18 protein-coding genes are annotated in these 17,746 nt (G+C 63.5%); 12 read left to right on the forward strand and 6 right to left on the reverse strand.

What is annotated here, in order from left to right; genetic code table 11:
* Positions 1 to 37: 37 nt before the first annotated feature.
* Entirely contained in the window at positions 38 to 913 is an 876-nt protein-coding gene (locus tag V6F88_RS06370) for an aldo/keto reductase family oxidoreductase (RefSeq protein WP_332608489.1), read from the reverse strand.
* A 114-nt stretch (positions 914 to 1,027) separates the two neighbouring features.
* Between V6F88_RS06370 and V6F88_RS06375 the strand changes: the two genes are divergently transcribed.
* On the forward strand, positions 1,028 to 1,927 hold the full coding sequence (locus V6F88_RS06375; protein ID WP_332608490.1) for a LysR family transcriptional regulator: 900 nt from the start codon (positions 1,028 to 1,030) through the stop codon (positions 1,925 to 1,927).
* 23 nt (positions 1,928 to 1,950) lie between these two features.
* On the opposite strand, the gene V6F88_RS06380 is transcribed toward V6F88_RS06375, so the two are convergent.
* The 3 genes from V6F88_RS06380 to V6F88_RS06390 all read right to left on the reverse strand — a co-directional run bounded on the left by V6F88_RS06380 (position 1,951) and on the right by V6F88_RS06390 (position 3,878).
* Positions 1,951 to 2,574 (reverse strand): hypothetical protein, encoded by a 624-nt coding sequence (locus tag V6F88_RS06380; RefSeq protein ID WP_332608491.1) that lies wholly within the window; start codon positions 2,572 to 2,574, stop codon positions 1,951 to 1,953.
* A gap of 65 nt (positions 2,575 to 2,639) precedes the next feature.
* Entirely contained in the window at positions 2,640 to 3,155 is a 516-nt protein-coding gene (locus V6F88_RS06385) for a hypothetical protein (RefSeq protein ID WP_332608492.1), read from the reverse strand.
* Positions 3,156 to 3,290: 135 nt separating this feature from the next.
* Positions 3,291 to 3,878: a TetR/AcrR family transcriptional regulator gene (locus tag V6F88_RS06390; protein WP_332608493.1), complete on the reverse strand. Its 588-nt coding sequence runs from the start codon at positions 3,876 to 3,878 to the stop codon at positions 3,291 to 3,293.
* 272 nt (positions 3,879 to 4,150) lie between these two features.
* Here V6F88_RS06390 and V6F88_RS06395 point away from each other — a divergent pair, with 272 nt between their 5' ends.
* The 6 genes from V6F88_RS06395 to V6F88_RS06420 all read left to right on the forward strand — a co-directional run bounded on the left by V6F88_RS06395 (position 4,151) and on the right by V6F88_RS06420 (position 11,632).
* Positions 4,151 to 4,651: a hypothetical protein gene (locus V6F88_RS06395; RefSeq protein WP_332608494.1), complete on the forward strand. Its 501-nt coding sequence runs from the start codon at positions 4,151 to 4,153 to the stop codon at positions 4,649 to 4,651.
* A 92-nt stretch (positions 4,652 to 4,743) separates the two neighbouring features.
* Positions 4,744 to 5,073: a YciI family protein gene (locus V6F88_RS06400; protein WP_332608495.1), complete on the forward strand. Its 330-nt coding sequence runs from the start codon at positions 4,744 to 4,746 to the stop codon at positions 5,071 to 5,073.
* A gap of 195 nt (positions 5,074 to 5,268) precedes the next feature.
* Positions 5,269 to 6,243 (forward strand): SphA family protein, encoded by a 975-nt coding sequence (locus tag V6F88_RS06405; RefSeq protein WP_332608496.1) that lies wholly within the window; start codon positions 5,269 to 5,271, stop codon positions 6,241 to 6,243.
* A gap of 107 nt (positions 6,244 to 6,350) precedes the next feature.
* Positions 6,351 to 7,559 carry an MFS transporter gene (locus V6F88_RS06410; protein ID WP_332608497.1) on the forward strand — a complete coding sequence of 403 codons (1,209 nt, stop codon included), beginning with the start codon at positions 6,351 to 6,353 and terminating at the stop codon, positions 7,557 to 7,559.
* A gap of 340 nt (positions 7,560 to 7,899) precedes the next feature.
* Positions 7,900 to 10,800, forward strand: a complete 2,901-nt coding sequence (locus V6F88_RS06415) for a T6SS effector BTH_I2691 family protein (protein ID WP_332608498.1) — start codon at positions 7,900 to 7,902, stop codon at positions 10,798 to 10,800.
* A gap of 10 nt (positions 10,801 to 10,810) precedes the next feature.
* Positions 10,811 to 11,632 (forward strand): DUF6708 domain-containing protein, encoded by an 822-nt coding sequence (locus tag V6F88_RS06420; protein WP_332608499.1) that lies wholly within the window; start codon positions 10,811 to 10,813, stop codon positions 11,630 to 11,632.
* 22 nt (positions 11,633 to 11,654) lie between these two features.
* Here the strand turns inward: V6F88_RS06420 and V6F88_RS06425 are convergent, their stop codons facing one another.
* A complete protein-coding gene (locus V6F88_RS06425; RefSeq protein WP_332608500.1) occupies positions 11,655 to 11,924 on the reverse strand; it encodes a hypothetical protein in 270 nt (89 codons plus the stop codon).
* Positions 11,925 to 12,069: 145 nt separating this feature from the next.
* Here V6F88_RS06425 and V6F88_RS06430 point away from each other — a divergent pair, with 145 nt between their 5' ends.
* A complete protein-coding gene (locus tag V6F88_RS06430; RefSeq protein ID WP_332608501.1) occupies positions 12,070 to 12,663 on the forward strand; it encodes a BPSL1445 family SYLF domain-containing lipoprotein in 594 nt (197 codons plus the stop codon).
* Positions 12,664 to 12,800: 137 nt separating this feature from the next.
* Here the strand turns inward: V6F88_RS06430 and V6F88_RS06435 are convergent, their stop codons facing one another.
* Entirely contained in the window at positions 12,801 to 13,442 is a 642-nt protein-coding gene (locus tag V6F88_RS06435) for a glutathione S-transferase family protein (protein WP_332608502.1), read from the reverse strand.
* Positions 13,443 to 13,725: 283 nt separating this feature from the next.
* On the opposite strand from V6F88_RS06435, the gene V6F88_RS06440 reads away from it, so the two are divergent.
* From V6F88_RS06440 to V6F88_RS06455, 4 genes are all read left to right on the forward strand, one after another.
* Entirely contained in the window at positions 13,726 to 14,355 is a 630-nt protein-coding gene (locus V6F88_RS06440) for a hypothetical protein (RefSeq protein ID WP_332608503.1), read from the forward strand.
* A 93-nt stretch (positions 14,356 to 14,448) separates the two neighbouring features.
* Positions 14,449 to 14,931, forward strand: coding sequence for a nucleoside deaminase (locus V6F88_RS06445; RefSeq protein WP_332608504.1), 483 nt, complete (start codon positions 14,449 to 14,451; stop codon positions 14,929 to 14,931).
* A gap of 72 nt (positions 14,932 to 15,003) precedes the next feature.
* On the forward strand, positions 15,004 to 15,471 hold the full coding sequence (locus V6F88_RS06450; RefSeq protein WP_332608505.1) for a hypothetical protein: 468 nt from the start codon (positions 15,004 to 15,006) through the stop codon (positions 15,469 to 15,471).
* Between the two features lie 113 nt (positions 15,472 to 15,584).
* Complete coding sequence (locus tag V6F88_RS06455; protein WP_332608506.1) at positions 15,585 to 17,687, forward strand: DUF4034 domain-containing protein; 2,103 nt, start codon at positions 15,585 to 15,587, stop codon at positions 17,685 to 17,687.
* The last annotated feature ends 59 nt before the right edge of the window (positions 17,688 to 17,746 follow it).

Consider the following 17,746-nt stretch of genomic DNA (forward strand, 5'->3'; position numbering starts at 1 on the left):
GGTGCCTGGGCTGGCATCAATGCCGCGCATCCGCCCATCAGCGCGGTTCCGGCGCGATGGCATCCAGCGCCCGGATGTCATCGTCGCTCAGGCGCAACGCGGCGGCATCGACGTTTTCGCGCAGGTGCTTCACCGACGACGTACCCGGAATCAACAAGATGTTGGGCGAACGCTGTAGCAACCAGGCCAGCGCCACCTGCATCGGCGTGGCTTGCACCTTGTTCGCCACGTCCGACAACACCGCCGACTGTAGCGGCGAGAAACCACCCAGCGGGAAGAACGGCACGTAGGCAATGCCGTCGCGGGCCAGTGCATCGATCAGCGCGCCGTCGCCGCGATGGGCCAGGTTGTATTGGTTCTGCACGCAAACGATGTCGGCAATGCCGCGCGCCTGCTCCACTTGCCGCGCGGTGGCGTTGCTAAGGCCGATGTGACGCACCAGTCCCTTGCGTTGCAGTTCGGCCATCGTGGTCATGGATGCTTCGATGTCCCCTTCCGCCGGGCCCGCCACGTCGAACATCAAGCGCAGGTTAACGACGTCCATCACGTCCCGCCCCAGATTGCGCAGGTTGTCGTGCACGGCCGATTCCAGTTCAGCGGCAGAGAAGGCGGGAATCCAGGACGCATCGGCGCCGCGTCGCGCCCCCACTTTCGTCACGATGACCAGGTCGTCGCGATACGGATGCAGTGCTTCGCGGATCAGTTGATTCGTGATATGCGGCCCGTAGAAATCGCTGGTATCCAGGTGGTTGATGCCAAGTTCCACGGTTTCCTTCAGGACGGCAATGGCTTGTTGTTTGTCCTTGGGCGGACCGTACACGTGTGGGCCGGCCAGTTGCATGGCGCCGTAGCCAAGGCGGTTGACGTTGAATTCGGCCAGGCGATAGGTGCCGGCTTGTTGGGCTTGGGTCATGGGGGTATTCCTTGAACGGGGGGTGAATGCAGCCAGTCTAGGCCTGGATTGGCCGTGCGACAATCGGGCACAATCGCACAGCTTGTGCGGAAATCCGAACAATCGAGAAACGCCGTGGTCGACCTTCAAGACATCAGCGCCTTTGTTGCCGTTGCCACGCATGGCGGCTTTCGTGGCGCCGCGCGCATGACCGGGGCCAGCGCATCGCAATTGAGCGAGGCGGTGCGCCGGCTGGAAACGCGGCTGGGTCTGCGGCTGCTTAACCGAACGACGCGCAGCGTGGCGCTGACGGTTGCCGGACAGCGCTTGCTGGAACAGCTGACGCCCGCGCTCAACGCGGTGGAATCGGCGCTGGACGTGGCCAACCACTTTCGTGATCGGCCGGCGGGCAGGCTGCGGCTGAATGTGCCGCTGGCGGCATCCAAGCTGGTGCTGCCGCGCATCGTGCCGCCATTCTTGGCCGCCTACCCGGAGATCTGCCTTGAGGTCGTTGTCGAGGACCGCTTTGTGGACCTGCTGCAATCGGATTGCGATGCGGGTATTCGCTACGAAGAAAGCATGGACCAGGACATGGTGGCCATTCCGATCGGCCCCAAGCGCCAGCGCATGGCCGTCGCGGCGTCGCCCGCGTATCTGGCCAACCATGGGCGCCCGCGTCGCCCTGAAGATCTGCGCAAGCACATCTGCCTGCGCGGGCGTTTTTCCAGTGGCGCCATGCCCTCGTGGGACTTCGAGCAACAGGGCAAAACCGTCACGGTGGACGTGACCGGCCCCTTGATCGTGGGCCTGGGCGCGGCGGCGGACCTTGCCGTGGATGCGGCCGTTGCGGGCACCGGCGTGGTTTACCTTTTTGAGGAATGGCTGCAACCCTACATCGATCGTGGCGAGCTCGCGCCCGTGCTGGAACGCTGGTGGCCCAGCTTCAACGGCCCGTCGCTCTACTTCCCGGGGCGCCGCTATCTACCGGCGCCGTTGCGCGCTTTCGTCGACTTCGTCCAAACCGTGCGTTGGTAGCGGAAACCTGCAATGAGCACCCCTCACGAACTTGGATAGGGAGCCGCGCCCCCGGACGCGTCGTCGGTACTGTGGCGCGGTTTTGCGGCGGTACCGACCGGCCCGACCATTAACAGCGGCATGCCCGCTGCCACGGTAAAAGGCGGCGGCAACACCGCCATCACGCCAGCGGCGAACCGATAGGCCTGGTACGGCAGCAGGCCCTGGATCGTGCCCAAGTCATGCGCCGCGTCAGCCCGCGCTTGCAAGGCGGTTTGCTCGTCGCGCAGCTTGCGATTGGCCGCGACGGAACGCGCATCCAGCCGGGCTTGCTGATCGTGGTAGGCCTGGATGGCGTTTTTAAGGCAATGGGCAGTGTATTGATCCCGCATCGCGTCGACGGACGCGGTGGGCCGAGCGGCATCAACGCTGGCGGGTCGATGGGCGGCGCGCGCGAGGGGCGCCCCAGCCGCCATCGCAGCCGATCCCTGCACGGCTTGAATCCGCGCGTAGGGCGACAGAGGCGGTTGCGTCGGAGGCGCGGCACGCGTTTGCGCCCGCAGGCGTTCGCTGCGGTAAGGGTCCACAATGTCGCGGTTTTGAACGTATGGACGCTGAGTATCGGCAATACGGACCTGGCCGGTCGGATCAATAGCACGGGCAATCATGGCAGCCTCCTTGGGGATGCGTGGGCGACGGGTCGTGCCCGGCAATGTCGTCTTAGGTTGCAGCGCTACGGTCGCCCGGCGGCTTTGGCGGGCATGCGGCGTTGGGCTGCCATCCACAGCAACTGCGCCGCCGAGCCCACCACGAAAATCGCCAACCACACCCCCAACGCGCCGCGCACCAGGGGCGATTGCGGGCCTTCGGCAAGCGGATGCGAAACGGGCAGGCGCGTCAGCGTTTCGGCGATTCCGGGCACCCACATCAAGAAAAAGCTGAACGAAAACCCCAGTTGCGACAGATAGGGACGCGACCGCGCCAGCCAGGACAATCGCGGCGCCAGCAACGCCCCCGACACGGCCAGCAACGCCAGGATTCCCAACGCGTGCCCGGCGTTGAAGCCACCAGAGCTGGACAGCCCGAACGACGTCAGCACCGCCAATACCAGCCCGCCCAGATAAAGCTTGCCCGTGCGCGTTGCGGGGTCGATGCCTTGATACCGCGCAAAGCTGTACAGGCCTCCAACGGCGGGGACAAGGCTGATGAGGGTGTGGGCGGCGCCCAAGGTGGAAATAGGATGTGGCATGGCAAGAACTCCAGACAGGAAACAAACCGACTAGTTGGTCGGCAATCAGTGCAAAAAAAAGCGGGATAAAGCGGCACTGCGAATGCGGGGGTTGACGGTCAACGGCGCGCACCCCGAGGTGCGCTTATCCCACCGTCAGGCCGCCGCGCTCAACTGCTTGATGGCCGCGCGTGCAATCGATTCGAATACCTTGGGGTCGCCGAAGGCACGCGCCGTCAACATCGCGCCATGCACCATCGACATGAAAGCCTGCGCTTCGGCCTCGACCTTGTCGCGCAAGTGGAACTGGCCCTTTGCCGCCCCACTGGCCAGCACCGAGCCGATCCAGGCTGCCAGCTCGGCAAAATAGGCGCGGACTTCAGCGGCGACGGCGCTGGGAATCAAGGGCGCCTCGGCGGCCAACATGGCGCATATGCACATGGGCATCGTGCCCTCGCGGATGCACTTGGCCCAGTATTCCGTGTAGGCCGTCAAGCGCGCTTGCGGGTCTTCAACATGCTGGTCAAGCTTGGCCAGCCCCTGGCGCGCCTGTTCGCGATGCACCATCACCACGCTCAGGACCAAGTGTTCCTTGGTGGGGAAATGATGGTGGATGCTGGGTTTGCCGATGTGGACGCGTGCGGACACATCGGCATAGCTGAAGCCGTGATAGCCGCCGGCGGCCAGCAGCAGTCGCGTCTGCTCGACGATTTCAAGGGCCTTGGGCGAGAGTTCCAAACTCATGGACTTCCAAATTCGGTTTACGGGTAGGCCGCTACTGGAATACTCACCAGGGGCACGTATGGCTGCCAATCTACTAGTTGGTCGGTTGGGAGTCAACAATTTCGTGCCGATACACTCGTGTCAACAGGCGATCGGGCGCCGCGCGCACCCGCTCTTGCCCGGCGTGCTTCGAACATCCCGCCCCCAGGACCGCACGCGTTCGTTAGGCTACAGTGCCGGGGGGCCGACAAAATTTTGGACGTCGCGCCCAGAAATCCTGGAGAAACACCGCAGTGAACGACACCCGCCTACCCGACCCGGACAGCCCCGAAGACCGCAAGGAACAGGAGCCCAGGCTTTGGCGCGATGACGGCTGGACCGCCCGGGTCATCAAGAATGAAGAAGACGACGGCTGGGCCGTCGAAATGACGATGGACGGCCAATCCGAGCCGGCCTTGGTCGGGCCGTGGACCATGGGCCGCGACAAGAAAAACCCCAAGCCGCTTGACTCGCCCGCCTTCATCACCCTGGTCAAGACCGCCAACGAAGTGCTGCGCCGCCATGAGCAGCAGTTGCATGCCACGTTGCACAAAAGCGTGAAGATCGACGCCGAGGCGGGCCGCCTGACGGTCAAGCTGGACATCGTGCCCGACGAAGACGAGCCTTACGCCGTGCTAAGCGCGTACGATGAATCCGGCGAACAACTGGCCCAGGTCAACGTGCCGCCGACGTACAAACTGACCGTGCAGCGCGCATCCGAATGGGCCAGTGGCGGCTTCGGCAAACAGGGCTGATGGAGCGTTCCCGCAGTCGGCGTATCGGCGATTAGCGGTGCATTTCGGCATCCCCGTTCGGCGTTTCATACCCCATCCGTAAAGGACTTCTGATGCCTAAATTCGTGACGATAGGATATGGCGATCAAGCGGGTTACGACCGCACTCCGGTCGCCTTGCGAGACGCCGCGCACGCACACGACGCGCGATTGCAGAAAGAAGGCGTGCTGATGGGCATAGCGGGCGCGCCGGTGCAGGTGCGCAACACCGGCGCGGCCGGGGTAGAAATCACGAACGGCCCGTACTTGCAGTCGCCCTTGCCCCTGGCGGGCTTTGCCATCATCGAAGCCGCGGACCTGGCCGAGGCCATCGCCATCGTGTCGCAAACACCGTGCGCGGTGGCGCACGGCGTGGTCGAAGTCTGGCCGCTGGAACCGGCCTAGCGCATCACCTGCCACGCTGGGCGGGTTCGCGGCAACGGCTTCTTGCCAGCCGCCACGGACCAGATCAGACCGGGCCGGATTATCTCTACTTCCCCCGACAATTTGCGCATATTACTATCGGCCATCGCCCGGGTTATTGCAGCCGTTCGGGGCATGTCTTTGCGGTCTGGGTAATTCTTAACGGAGCACAGCAACATGGATCATGCCGCAACATGGGTTGCTCGCAATGCGGTGGCTTCTGCCGTGGTGGTGCTGCTGGCCCTGCCCGGCGCGGCTTTTGCCACCGAAGGCGCGCTGGGCCGTCAGGTCACGGGCACCAATGTGCAGCCCAATGCGGGCATCGTGTCACCCGAACCCATCTGGGCCGTCAACCTGTCGCAGCTGTACCTGGACGGCACCATCGGCGGCAGCCGCGAGGTGCCGGTAAGCGGACGCACCTCGTTAGGGTTGGATGCCAAGGTCGCGTTCACGCTGGCCACCGTGCTCAAGACCTGGGACACGGGGCCGGGCCGCTGGAACTTCGCGTCCAGCTTCACGCTGCCGTACGTCTGGACAAAGGTCAATTCCAAGGTGACCGGCGCGGGTGGCAGGTCCATAGGCGAGACCGACACAGCCTCGGGCCTGTTCGACCTGTATTTCACGCCGGTTATCGCGGGCTACCATTTCTCGCAAACCTCGCACATGGCGCTAAGTCTGAACATCTGGGCCCCTACCGGCAAATACAACGCCAAGGACATGGCCAACCCCAGTCTGAACAACTGGACGTTCATTCCCCAGGTGGCCTACACCAAGATCTTTCCGGAATCCGGCTATCAGCTGGATACCGTCGCCGCCGTGCAGTTCTACACCCGCAACAACGCCACGGACTACCAGAACGCGCCCGTCTTCAGCTGGGACGTCATGGGCCGCAAGACCTTCAGCAACGGCATCAGCGCTGGGCTGGTGTTGGGGACCCAGCAACAACTAGGCAACGACACCGGGCCAACGGCCGACCGGCTCAACGGTTTCAAGGGCCACGATTGGGCGCTGGGGCCCATCGTTACGTACGACAGGAAGCTGGCGGACAAGCGATCCCTGTCGCTGAGCCTGCGCTGGGTGCCCACCATCAGCAGCAAAAACAGGCTGGACAGCAATAGCACGGCCATGGCCACCGCGACCTTGGTGTTCTGAAACTTGCTGGCAACGCCGGCGCATGGACCCAGTCGGCCGGGTCCTTGCACGACGGATCCGCAGGAGTATGCTACGCCGCTTCGTCCCTATCAGACTCACCCATCGCTATGCGCGGCAATCCCGACGCCAGACAAGGCGCCATCGCGTTGCACGGATTCTATTTCCTGTATTACGGCTTGCAGGGCGTCAGCATCCCCTTCCTTCCCCTTTGGCTAGCCGGCCGTGGCCTGGACCCGGCAATGATTGGCCTGATCGTCGCCACGTCGTTCCTGCCCAAGATTTTGTCCACGCCGGTGGTCGCGCACGTGGCCGACCAGACGGGCCGCGCGCACGCCTTGATGGCATCCGCGTTGGCGGCGTCGCTGCTGCTGTTCATCAGCTATCCGTTCATGCACGCGCCGGGCTGGCTGCTGGGCGTCACCCTGCTCTTGAACGCGGTGTTTCCGGCGGTGCTGCCGCTGATGGACCGCATGGCCATCGCCAGCGGCCGCGCGCAGGGCAATTCGTACACCATCATGCGGGCGTGCGGATCGCTGGGTTTTGCGACGGTGACGGTGGCAGGTGGATATCTGATCAAGACCTTCGATGCCAACTGGGTGATGTGGCTGTCGATTCTGCTGATCGTGGCGTGCCTGGCTTGTGTCCGGCTGTTGCCGCAGGCGGCGCAGCCTGGGCCCGACGCTAACGTAGCCACGGCGAACGTCGGGGCGGCGCCACGCGCGCGCCTGCCCATGCTGGAAGTCGTGCGCGATCGACCGTTGCTGATGTGTATCGCCGCCGCCTCGCTGGTGCAGGCCAGCAATGGGTTCCTGTATTCCTATTCCACGCTCTACTGGACGGCCAGCGGCCTGTCGACCGCGCTGATCTCGTTGCTGTGGGTGCTTGGCGTCGGCAGCGAAGTGCTGTTCTTCTTCCTGGCGCCCAAGATCCTGGCGCGCACCGGGGCACAGTGGCTGATCCTGGCGTCAGCCGTCATGTCCGCCATCCGCTGGGCGGGCCTGTCCATCACGACGGACCCCACCCTGATCGGCGCCTTGCAACTGTTGCAGTGCTTCACGCTGGCCGGCAACAACGCAGCCATCATGTGGTACATCACGCGACACGTGCCCGCCGCGCGCAAAACGTCGGCCATCGCCCTGTACACGCTGTTGTCCGGCGGGGTATTCATGTTCGCCAGCATCCAATTGGGCGGCGCGCTGTATCGCGGTTATGCGCCCGGCGGCTTCATGGTCATGGCAGCGTGCGCAGCGTGCGCAATTCCGCTTGTCGTGTATGCGGAGCGCTTGCGGCGAAACGTACGGCCGGGCCACATCTGACCCGATCGGGCCAAATTTGGCCCGCAGTAAGCCGTTGATAAGACGAGGATTCTTTGGGATCGGGTCGTATCTGGCTCGCTTTGTTGTGGAAAACTGGGGTTTTTCTGGGCGGCGGCGGATTTTGCCTTAGACGCGGAGCACCATTTTTCGCGTAAGCCGTTGATAAAGCGGGTCTATCTTCTTACCCCCACTCCCGTGGCACGGTTATTGCATTACCCCGGTATTGAACTGGCCCGGCGCATGGCTTCATGAACAATCGCCGGCAGCCGGCGCGGGCGTTTGACGGCAGTGCCGATCGACGCCCGAGTGTTCGCGTTAGGCCAACCAGGGAAGTTGCATCATGGGTTCGCATGCGGGTTCGTTCGCCTATCAGGCGCGGCTGGCGGTATTGGAAACCATGGCGGTGCCGGTCGGTACTTGCCGCGCGTGCGAGCGCAGCGGGATGCCGATTCTGTTGCTGCGCGAGGCGGCATTGCCGCAGGGGCCGTCCCCCTTCGATCCCGAACAAGACCGCGTACGCATCGATATGCAGCCGGGCAACTATCGCGTACTGCGCGAAGGGTTTGTGTATGTGCTGCTGGATCAGGAAATCTGGCACGCGTATCAAGTCACCGCCGACGCGGATGGGTTTCTGACCGATCACGTGTGGGAATACCGTTACGACGGCGAGGATTTCGGCAGCCGGCATGCGGTGCGCACACGTACCCCCAGATTCGTGCCGCTGAATGACTATGTGGACGGCATCGCCAAGGCGCAGGCGCTGCCGCAAGGTGTGCCGGTATTGGCGTTGCCCGATCCGGTGGGCGCGGTGTTGGAATTCAATCAACAACGCCATTTGTTGACTAACGACCGGCTCGCATGGGCGGGCAATGCCGAACGGCAGTATCTACTGTTCACATCGGCGGCGCTGGTGCAGATCAGAGAGTTGGAGAAGACCTGGGCACAGACGCAAGCGGTACAGGAAGTCGAAAAAGAGATCGAATACCGCCGACAACACAATGACCATCCGGTTCTGGGCACGCGTTCCCATTTGCCGCCGGTGGATGTCCCACGCGAAACGGAAATCGCGGCCAGGCGCATCACGGCTGATTATCACCAACGCCTGGAACAACGCTACAGCGAGCCGCGTCGCAAGCAGTTTCAGGACATGCACGATAAGGAATGGCAGCGTCGGCAAGGATTGATAGATACGATGGCGGCCCGCTATGTCGCATGGCTGCAATCTCTGGCTTGGCTGCGCATCGCACGGTACGACTACTCGGCTACCGATCCGCACTCGGCGGCGGCGTACACCAAGATGGTGGCGGCATGCCTGGACGGCGGCCCCAGCGAAGCGCCCCCGGTTGATGGCGGAGATCTTGGCCCCACGCAGCAGCTGTGGAAGGCCTTGCTGGAAAACCCCGACAGCATTCTGTACCAGGCGCTACTAGCCAAGAACGCCCGCCTGCTTGAAGGCCTGCGTCCCACTTTTACGGAAGGCTTCAAGGCCAATGATTCCGGCAAGCTATATGCCGCCATCAAAGACGTGATGGCCTCGCAGGAAGGTGAGATGTATCTACGCAGCACCGTAAGGGACGCGGCGGGCCAACTGCAAGGCGCGATGATCAACGCCGTGTTGACGATGGACGCACGGACGCAAGAGCAGTTTTCGCCCGTGGCCTCCACCGTTCATCAAGCCGCATTGCTGCTGTATGAGCGCACCCAAATGCTCCGCGTGGAGATTGAACTGACGCTTGGGGAATATCAGGAATTGCTTACCCACCAGATGCGCCAGGAATACGACAAGGCCGCGCAGGAAGCCGGCAAGAAGGCTCGGGCGCTGATATTCAGCGGCATGCTGACCCTGCCTGGACCGGCGCAGCACCAGGTATTCAAAGCCACGTTCTGGATTGCGGACACGGCGGAAGGGCTAAAAGAGAAATTGACCGCGGTGTCCGAAGCCGGTGCAAACGCCATGGAAGCCGGCTGGCGCAGCGTGCTGGTAAGCGTGGGCGGACTGGAACCAAAGGCGCAGGCGATAGCCGGGCAATTACGCACCACGACAGCCGATGCAAAGCTCCGAGCACATGGGGCCTTCGTGGGTATGCGCGGAATGGCGAACCTGGATGTGGCGTTGTCCATGGGCGCGTTGTTCTTCCAGCAGGATGCGCTGAAAAGCAGCCTGCAAGAGCTGGAGCTCGCATTGGGTGACCAATACCCGGAAGCCGTCGCGGGCGTTGCGGCAAGCGCGATGGGCGCAATGGGCGTGGCCATTGAGGCGACGGGCATGGGAATACGAAGCGTGGTGCAGGCGATGGAAAAGGCCGCCATCGCCGAAGCACGCGCTACGAACGCGTTGACGCTGGGCAAGGGACTGATTCGGTTTGGTGGGGTGACGAGTGCACTGTCGGGCGTCGTGGAAGGGCTGCAGTTCGGTTCTGCCGCTTTACGAGCGGGGCGATCCGGCGATGTCATCGCCCGCAACCGTTACTTCTTTGCCAGCGGGCTCGCCATACTTTCCGGATGGGTCGCAGCGTACGCAGCACTAGCCGGGGCGTCATCGCTCCTTGGTCCGTTGGGATGGGCGATCGTCTTGGGTCTGCTCGCCTACGCCGCTTCGGAAAATGCGAAAAGAAATAGGTCCACTTCCATCGAACAATGGGCGCGCCGTTGCTATTTTGGCAACCATGACGAGAACCCGGCCGTATGGTGGAACGCTGCGAGAACCGGCGCTTCCGTTCTCGCCTACTCTGATCCACAGGTTGCAATCGACAAAGGCGTGCTGGCCGACGCAGACAAAGATACTGCAATCGGCGCTCTGAACGCGGCTTTGCTGGGAGTAGAAACAAGCTTTGGATTTCATCTCAAGCCCAGACTGTCGACCGCGCTGGTGATCGGTAGCGGAATGCACTGGGGAACGGCGCTTGATTACCGGATCACCCTCCCTGTCTGGTTCGCAGAACGGTCTGGATATGCCATGTTGCTGGGTTTGAAAAGGCACACCCCTGAAGAAGTCGTTATTGCAGAGCAGCACAGGGCTCCGTCACTTGGACAAGTATCCCCCGTCTCCAAGCCACCGGGATACCACGTCGACGAGGCCGCCACTCACCGCCCCACCGCGGCGCTGCCGCTAATTGGCGGGACAATCCTACTAGACCTGGACGACGCAGACATTGAATCCGCGACGCTCAAAATCAGGTACTGGCCCGACACAGCCGATGCCAGCCTCTACGGCGAAATCACAGCCACTGCGCAGCGCTAACGGCAAATAAATGCCAACACACAAACGTTATTTCTTGCCGGAGTCGGTATTGCTAAAACGAAACGGGATTCATGACGTAAATAGGCCCGCTCTTGCCCCCCCGCATCGCGGATGGCTCCATGACCTGAGCGGACCCGATGAAGACTCATCAACACCGATCCGCGCCAATGAAATTCCCGTCATTAATTCTATGAACGGCACTTGCCTGGAGCTAAGCCGCAAGACGCACAAAATGCGGGGGCTGCTGTTGGCCTTGTCCCCACTGGGTATTACGTGGCTGGCCTTCTCTCTATACATCCTGGCGACGTCTGAAATGGGATTTCCGCTGGAAATTGCGGCCACCGCCATCGCGATGTTGTGGTGGACCATGACCATGATTCGGGTCGATATCTCCATCCCCCGCGACGAGCCCATCCGCTTCAATCGCTTGCGCCGCAAGATATACGTCTACCGCTTCCATTACCTCTGGTGGAACCCTTTCGCCCGCTGGTACGTCACCACAAATTCGTATCACTGGGCCGACCTGCGCGCCGAAGTTTGGCGGCAACGTGGCGCCACCGGGCAAGGCGGCCTGATCATTACGTGGGGCGTGTCGATCGCGGTCGTCAAGCCGGGCACTAACCAGGTGATTGACCGGTTTCCCTTAAGCGTTGGCCAGGACGAAGGCAGCTCGTGGGATTATGTCCGCGCCTATATGCAGCACGGACCCGGCGCTTTGCCCGCCGTCGTAACATTCAACGACCCGAACAGAGTGCCGCCGTTGAATCTGGCCCTGCGCTTGGCGCCAATAGTGCAATGGCCGGCCGACATGGATGCGGAATCGCGGACCTGAAAACCGGCCTGCCCCGCCAGCCCTATCCCCCCACACTTCCCCCGCAATGCCGGCACACCCGTGCGTCGCGAAGAATGCGCCCCGAGCAGCGCGGGCAATCGATATGCGTCGGCGCCACCGGTACACGCGCACGGGGTGAACGGTCTGGCAGGGTCAGCAGAAAAGCACCCGCCAACGGCGGGCTGATCAGGACGGCCAGCACCGTCCAGCCGATGCCGCGACGGCCACGGCCGGCCGCCATGACGCCCACCACCACCGCCAGCACGACCCAAAGAAGAATAAGCAGGAACATATCGCGATGTTAAACCGCGCCTAACGAGAGTAATCTGCTGCCAGGGAGACATCCCGATGTGAGTGGTCAGAAGTTCGTCAGGAACCTTGCAGCGCGTTGGCAAACTCGTCTGCAAACCCGTCTGCAACCTAAAAAGGAAGCGCATATGAACAAGATCTCTTCAACATGGCGTAGGACCACGCTGGCGGCGGTAACGCTGGGCGTGGCAAGCGTGCTGTTCGCGGGGTGCACGACGAATGGCCCCAAGGCGACCGCCACTGCCGCCGAAAAACGGCAAGAACTCAATACGGCCGCCACCGCCACACTGACCCAGCTGTACGCGGCGTCCCCGCAGTCCAAGCAGTTGGTACAACGCGCGCGTGGCGTGCTGGTGTTTCCCGCGGTGCTCAGCGCCAGCTTCATCGTGGGTGCGGAACACGGCTCGGGCGTTCTGCGCGTGAATGGCCAGGACACCAACTACTACAGCATCACAGGCGGCTCGATCGGCTTTCAGGCGGGCGCGCAGTCCAAGGCCATGGTGCTGCTTTTCATGACGGATGACGCACTGGCCAAGTTCCGCGCCAGCAGCGGCTGGACGATCGGGGCGGACGCCACCGTTGCCGTGGCCAACATCGGCGCCAACGGGGCAATTGATTCGTACACCGCCCAGCAGCCCATCGTTGGCTTTGTGCTGAACAATGGCGGGCTGATGGCGGGCGTGTCAATCGACGGCAGCAAGATATCGCCGTTGACCCTGTAATCGCATGACTGGCCGCCTGCCGCTGCGGTAAACGGCATGGTGGCCAGGGTCCACTCATCTGCTGACCTGCGATGGCACGGCGCCTGGCCTGGGTGCCCGTCGCCATCGCCTTTCCCTTATCAAGCCGACCAAGCCGATCAAGCCAACATCGGCTCCATGTCCGGATCGCCCTTTTTCATGGCGTGGCGGTACGCGTCCCGCGCGCCGATGCGCTGTAGGTACGCCAGGATGTTTGGATACGGCGACAGGTCGTAGGGATAGAACAGCCGCATCGTGGTCAGCGAAAACACCGCGACGATGTCGGCGGCCGTCAGCACATTGCCCGCCAGGTAGTGCGTTTTGCCCAATTGCTTGTCGATCAGCGCCAGCGCCTGTTGGCGGCGTGCGTCGGCAAACTGCGCCACGGGTTTGTCGGCGGGCACCTCGGCGCGGGCCAGCACCATGTTGCGCATCAGCGCCGGTTGCAGCGAGCCGTTGGCGAAGTGGAACCAGTACAGGTAGTCGGCATAGGCCGGGTCGCTGGGCGGCACGGTAAGTTGGCCGTCGCCATACCGGGCCAGGATGTATTCGACGATAGCCGTGGACTCGGCCAGCACGGTGTCGCCATCGGTGATGATCGGGGCGGTGCCCAGCGGGTGCAAGGCCTTGTATTCGGGCGGCGCCAGGCGCGTGTTGGCGTCCCGGTCGTAGACCTTCAGGTTGTAGGGCATGGCAAGTTCTTCGCACAGCCACACGATACGTTCGGACTGCGATTTACCCAGATGGTGCACGGTCAGCATGAAAGTCCTTTAGAAAGGGTAGCGCCGAAAAGCAACGTTGCCACTCTACGCCGCTTTGCCGGTATCGACAGCGCCAGCGTCCACGCGCCGAGACGCCAACCCACACCAACCCACGCCAGCCCGCGCCCCCCCCCTGCGCCACCGCATACACCTTTCGCGCATCCTGCTAACGGATAGATACACAACCTGCACGATCAGCAATTACCAGATGCAAGCAGCGTGCTAATTTAGGCGCCCGTGGCCGCCCACGTCCGTGGCGACCGTCCTGAGGCCCCTACTTTTCATGAACATGCATAAGACGCCTGCTTGCGATATGAACCCCGCCAAGCGCACTCAACGCCTGTCCCGCATCCTGCCGCTGGCGTTCGGCCTGGCCTTGGCCACGGCATCGCCGATGATCGCGGCGCAAGGCGACGCGGTGCGCGCCCATTCGCCGGCGCAGCAAAACGGTGCGGCGGCCCAGCCCCAGACACGGATCCAGACCCCGGCGCGAGCACCGGCGCCCGCGCAGCAAAACAGCGCGACGGCCCTGGCGCCGGTCACCAAGACGGAAATTCGCAACCAGACCGCCTACGAGCGCCTGCTGAACAACAGCGGCGTCACCGTGCAATGGCTGTGGTCGGCTGATCGCGGCCAGCTCAGCGCCAAGGACGTCAATGACGTCGTGCGCATCGACGGCACGCAGGCCAACTTCGAAGGCACCTTGAAGATCAATGGCGAGATCGTGTCCATCGACAGCGACCGCTTTGTCTTTCGCGGCACCATCCTGATCCTGGACGCCCCCGAGAAAGGCCGCCGCTGCGAGCGCACGGGCGACTATGAATTTCGCGCCACCGGCAAGCGCAAGTACTGGCGCTTGCAGCAGATGGAAAGCTGCGGCCGCCTGACCGATTACGTTGATATCTACTATTGACGCCATGGACGGCATCGACGCCATTGAGGCGTCAGCGCGCCCCGACATTCCGGCGTCTTCCACCCCCTGCACCGCACACCAAAGAGGTTTCGCATGATCGATGAACACGACAAGCAGCATCTGGCGCGTTGCGTGGCGCTGGCGCGGCAGGCGCTGGAATCGGGCGACGAGCCCTTTGGCTCGGTACTGGTGTCCGCCCAAGGCCAGGTGCTGTTTGAAGACCACAACCACGTTGCAGGCGGCGACCACACGCAGCATCCCGAATTCGAGATCGCGCGCTGGGCCGCCAATAATGTGCCGGCGGCGGAACGCGCATCCTGCACTGTCTACACGTCGGGCGAACATTGCCCGATGTGTTCGGCCGCGCATGGCTGGGTGGGGCTGGGCCGCATCGTCTATGCCAGCTCGTCGCAGCAATATCGGCAGTGGATGCAGGAATGGGGCGTGGCGCCGTCGCGCGTGAGGCCCCTGGCGATCCAAGAGGTCATTGACGGCGTCGCGGTCGATGGCCCCGTTGCCGAATTCGCCGAACAGGTCAGGCAGCTGCATCAGGAAAAGCTGCGCCGCCGCGCGTAGTAGCGCGGCACCCGGCGCTGCACAGCGGGCGCAACAACACGCGCGCCCACACCGAAACCGAAGGAATCCCGCATGCCCGCCAACAGCGTTAAATGGATCGTCAGCATCGTCTTGGGACTGCTGATCGGCAAGGTCAGTTATGGCGTCCTGCTGCCCCTTTTGCTGGCCGGCTTGCCCGATCCGAACGCGGCCGACAGCGACACAATGATGTACGTCGGCACTGCGGCCTGGCTGCTGATCACCGTGGTGGCGGCGGTGTTGCTGGCCCGCATTGCCGACCTGCGCCGTCTGATCGGCTGGGGCTTCGTGGTGCTTGGCGTGGCGTTGATGCTGACCATTCCCGCCACGTTGCTGACCATGGACTTCGGCGCGCACCAGGCGGCCACCGCCGGCGCACAAGCGGCCAACGACGCCAACACCGCGCTGTTTTTCTGGGCCCTGATATTTGGGCTGCCCTATGTCGGCGGCGGCCTGGCGCTGACCATCCTGGGCACGATGCTGATCCGCAGAAACCCGCCTCCCGCCGCGCCCACCATTTAACTATCCGGCCAAGGTGCCGTTGTTACGTTGTCAAAGACAGCGGCCCGAAGCGCCATGCCCTCCGCGCGGCCGCGCCGGGTTCGCCATTTCCTGAACCCACTCTGCCGTAGCGAATGACCCCATCCAACGACACGATCGACACCCTGCTTGCGCGCCGCGCGCAACTGCGCGAATGGCTTGACGCCGGCCAGTACGACGAATTGGACGCCCTACTGGAAGCCGCCGCCTTGCGCTGGCTGGACAGCGACGGCGAAAGCCATGGGTATCGGTGGATGTTGGACGTCATCAGCGATCCGCAACGCGCGCCCGCCGACAACCTGGCCCGCGTGCGCGCCTGGCGCGACGCGCGACCGGCGTCGTATCACGCCCATCTGGCCTACGGCAATCAATGGGAAAGCATCGCCGGCGTCATACGCGGCAGCAACACCGCCGACTATGTGAACGATCAGCAGTGGGCCGGCGCAATGATGGCGCGCGACCACGCCGTGGCGGCATTCCTGCACGCCATGGCCTTGCACGAGCGCCCGGTCGTGGCCGTGCAGCGCACCATGCGGGTGTGCGCGTACCTGGGCGAGCCGGACTGGCTGGCCGACCTGCTGGAAAGCAACGCGGCGGCGTCCCACGCGGGCTTGCAGGCAAGCTGGGCGCCCGACGTTTGGGAACAGGCGCTGCGCCTGCTGGAAGAACACAGCGGCATGGGGCTGGCCGAACTGCCGGCCACGCTGCCCCAGGGCCTGCCCCCGCGCGCACCCCAGGACAAGGACGACCCCAAGACCTATTGGCTGCGCACGTCGCTGGCGCTGCGCCCGAACGACCTTAGCGCGCTGATCAGCTACCTGTACTTTCTGTACCCGCGATGGAACGGCAGCCACGCCGATATGCAGGCGTTCATCGACGGCCCGGTCTGCGCCGGCCTGACCGACGCACAGCGCGAAGAGCTGCGGTTTTACAAAGAACTGGATTATCTGGGCTACCCCGCCTTCTACCCGGAAGTCGATGACGACGAACGCAACGCGGCCTTTTGCGACGCCTTCGAACAATGGTTGACGCTGGACGTGTCCGCCGAATTGCAAAGCCGCGCGCTGTGCCACTACGCCAACTTCCAGACGGCACGCGCGCGCCGCGAAGACGACAACGGCGACGTGCACTGGAATGCGGGGTTATTGCAGCACGCGTATGCGCTGTTGACGCGCGCATGCGCCGTGGCGCCCGCCAAAATCGATCTGGCGGACGACGCCTATCCCGGCGTGCTGTTCACCTTGCAGGCCTGCGTGTGGTTTCAGGGCATGCCGGACGCGCAGCGCCTGTTCCCGCTGGTTCTGACGCGTGGCGCGCACTGGGGCGACGACGTGGAAGCCGTCTTGCTGGCGGCGGCAGGCAGCAAGTTCGGCCTGTTTGGCTTGCAGGTGGACGAACTGAACACCCAGGCGCTGCTGGAACGCGGCTTTGCGCTGGACGGCAAGGACCGGGCCTTCAACCTGGCGCAACTGGGCCGCAACCTGTGGGGCGACGTGTCGCCCGAGGCCGCGCTGTTCCTGTGGCAGGAAGGCGCCCGGCGCCAGCGCGCCGACGCTCTGATGTCGCTTAGCGAGCTGTATGCGGGCAAGATCGACCCCGACTACCCGGGCATCGATAAAGCCGCCGCAAGGAATTTCCTGACGCAGGCCGCCGAAGCGGGCGACCGGATCGCGCGCAACAACCTGGCTTACGCCGCCATCGACGAAGGCCGCGACATTGCGGCGCACGAATACCAGACGTACCGCGGCTGGCTGGAAAACAATTGGCGCGTGGCCGATCGGGGCTCGCGCATGGAAGCCATGGCGGCCCGCAACCTTAGCTGGCTGATGCTGATGCACAGCGGTTCGGATGAAGACCAGCGCGCCGCGCTGGACAGCGTGCTGCCCTGGATGTGGAACCAGGACCACGACGGCGACCGCGAAACCGCCGCCCGCAGCTACGCCGTCGCCTTCCTGGAAGGCCGTGGCTGCGAGGCCAACGGCTATCTGGCGCACGTGTGGATCGCGCGTGCGCTGGCCTTGTCGCCCGATGACGAATACCTGCAACGCCTTAGCGCCGAGATCAACGACGACAGCGGCTGGTTTGGGGGATGGCGCTTGCGCCGCCGCCTGGCCCGCGACCGCGCCGGCATGGACGACCGTTCCCGCAAGCTGACGTTTGCCGGCGATGACGGCGATGGTGGCGGCCTCCCCGGCTAGACGACAAACGCGATGGTCTGAGATGGGCGCATCGTCTTGCGTCCAGGTTGCTTGAGGTT

Origin of the sequence: Achromobacter sp. ESBL13, from assembly GCF_036668755.1 — a bacterium.
Classification (GTDB): Bacteria; Pseudomonadota; Gammaproteobacteria; order Burkholderiales; family Burkholderiaceae_B; genus Achromobacter.

Coding starts and splice junctions, on each gene's coding strand:
- V6F88_RS06370 (WP_332608489.1), bottom strand. CDS start 913: ATGACCCAAGCCCAACAAGCCGGCACCTATCGCCTGGCCGAATTCAAC.
- V6F88_RS06440 (WP_332608503.1), top strand. CDS start 13,726: ATGAACATGCATAAGACGCCTGCTTGCGATATGAACCCCGCCAAGCGC.
- V6F88_RS06430 (WP_332608501.1), top strand. CDS start 12,070: ATGAACAAGATCTCTTCAACATGGCGTAGGACCACGCTGGCGGCGGTA.
- V6F88_RS06425 (WP_332608500.1), bottom strand. CDS start 11,924: ATGTTCCTGCTTATTCTTCTTTGGGTCGTGCTGGCGGTGGTGGTGGGC.
- V6F88_RS06390 (WP_332608493.1), bottom strand. CDS start 3,878: ATGAGTTTGGAACTCTCGCCCAAGGCCCTTGAAATCGTCGAGCAGACG.
- V6F88_RS06380 (WP_332608491.1), bottom strand. CDS start 2,574: ATGATTGCCCGTGCTATTGATCCGACCGGCCAGGTCCGTATTGCCGAT.
- V6F88_RS06445 (WP_332608504.1), top strand. CDS start 14,449: ATGATCGATGAACACGACAAGCAGCATCTGGCGCGTTGCGTGGCGCTG.
- V6F88_RS06420 (WP_332608499.1), top strand. CDS start 10,811: ATGCCAACACACAAACGTTATTTCTTGCCGGAGTCGGTATTGCTAAAA.
- V6F88_RS06405 (WP_332608496.1), top strand. CDS start 5,269: ATGGATCATGCCGCAACATGGGTTGCTCGCAATGCGGTGGCTTCTGCC.
- V6F88_RS06415 (WP_332608498.1), top strand. CDS start 7,900: ATGGGTTCGCATGCGGGTTCGTTCGCCTATCAGGCGCGGCTGGCGGTA.
- V6F88_RS06410 (WP_332608497.1), top strand. CDS start 6,351: ATGCGCGGCAATCCCGACGCCAGACAAGGCGCCATCGCGTTGCACGGA.
- V6F88_RS06400 (WP_332608495.1), top strand. CDS start 4,744: ATGCCTAAATTCGTGACGATAGGATATGGCGATCAAGCGGGTTACGAC.
- V6F88_RS06435 (WP_332608502.1), bottom strand. CDS start 13,442: ATGCTGACCGTGCACCATCTGGGTAAATCGCAGTCCGAACGTATCGTG.
- V6F88_RS06385 (WP_332608492.1), bottom strand. CDS start 3,155: ATGCCACATCCTATTTCCACCTTGGGCGCCGCCCACACCCTCATCAGC.
- V6F88_RS06450 (WP_332608505.1), top strand. CDS start 15,004: ATGCCCGCCAACAGCGTTAAATGGATCGTCAGCATCGTCTTGGGACTG.
- V6F88_RS06455 (WP_332608506.1), top strand. CDS start 15,585: ATGACCCCATCCAACGACACGATCGACACCCTGCTTGCGCGCCGCGCG.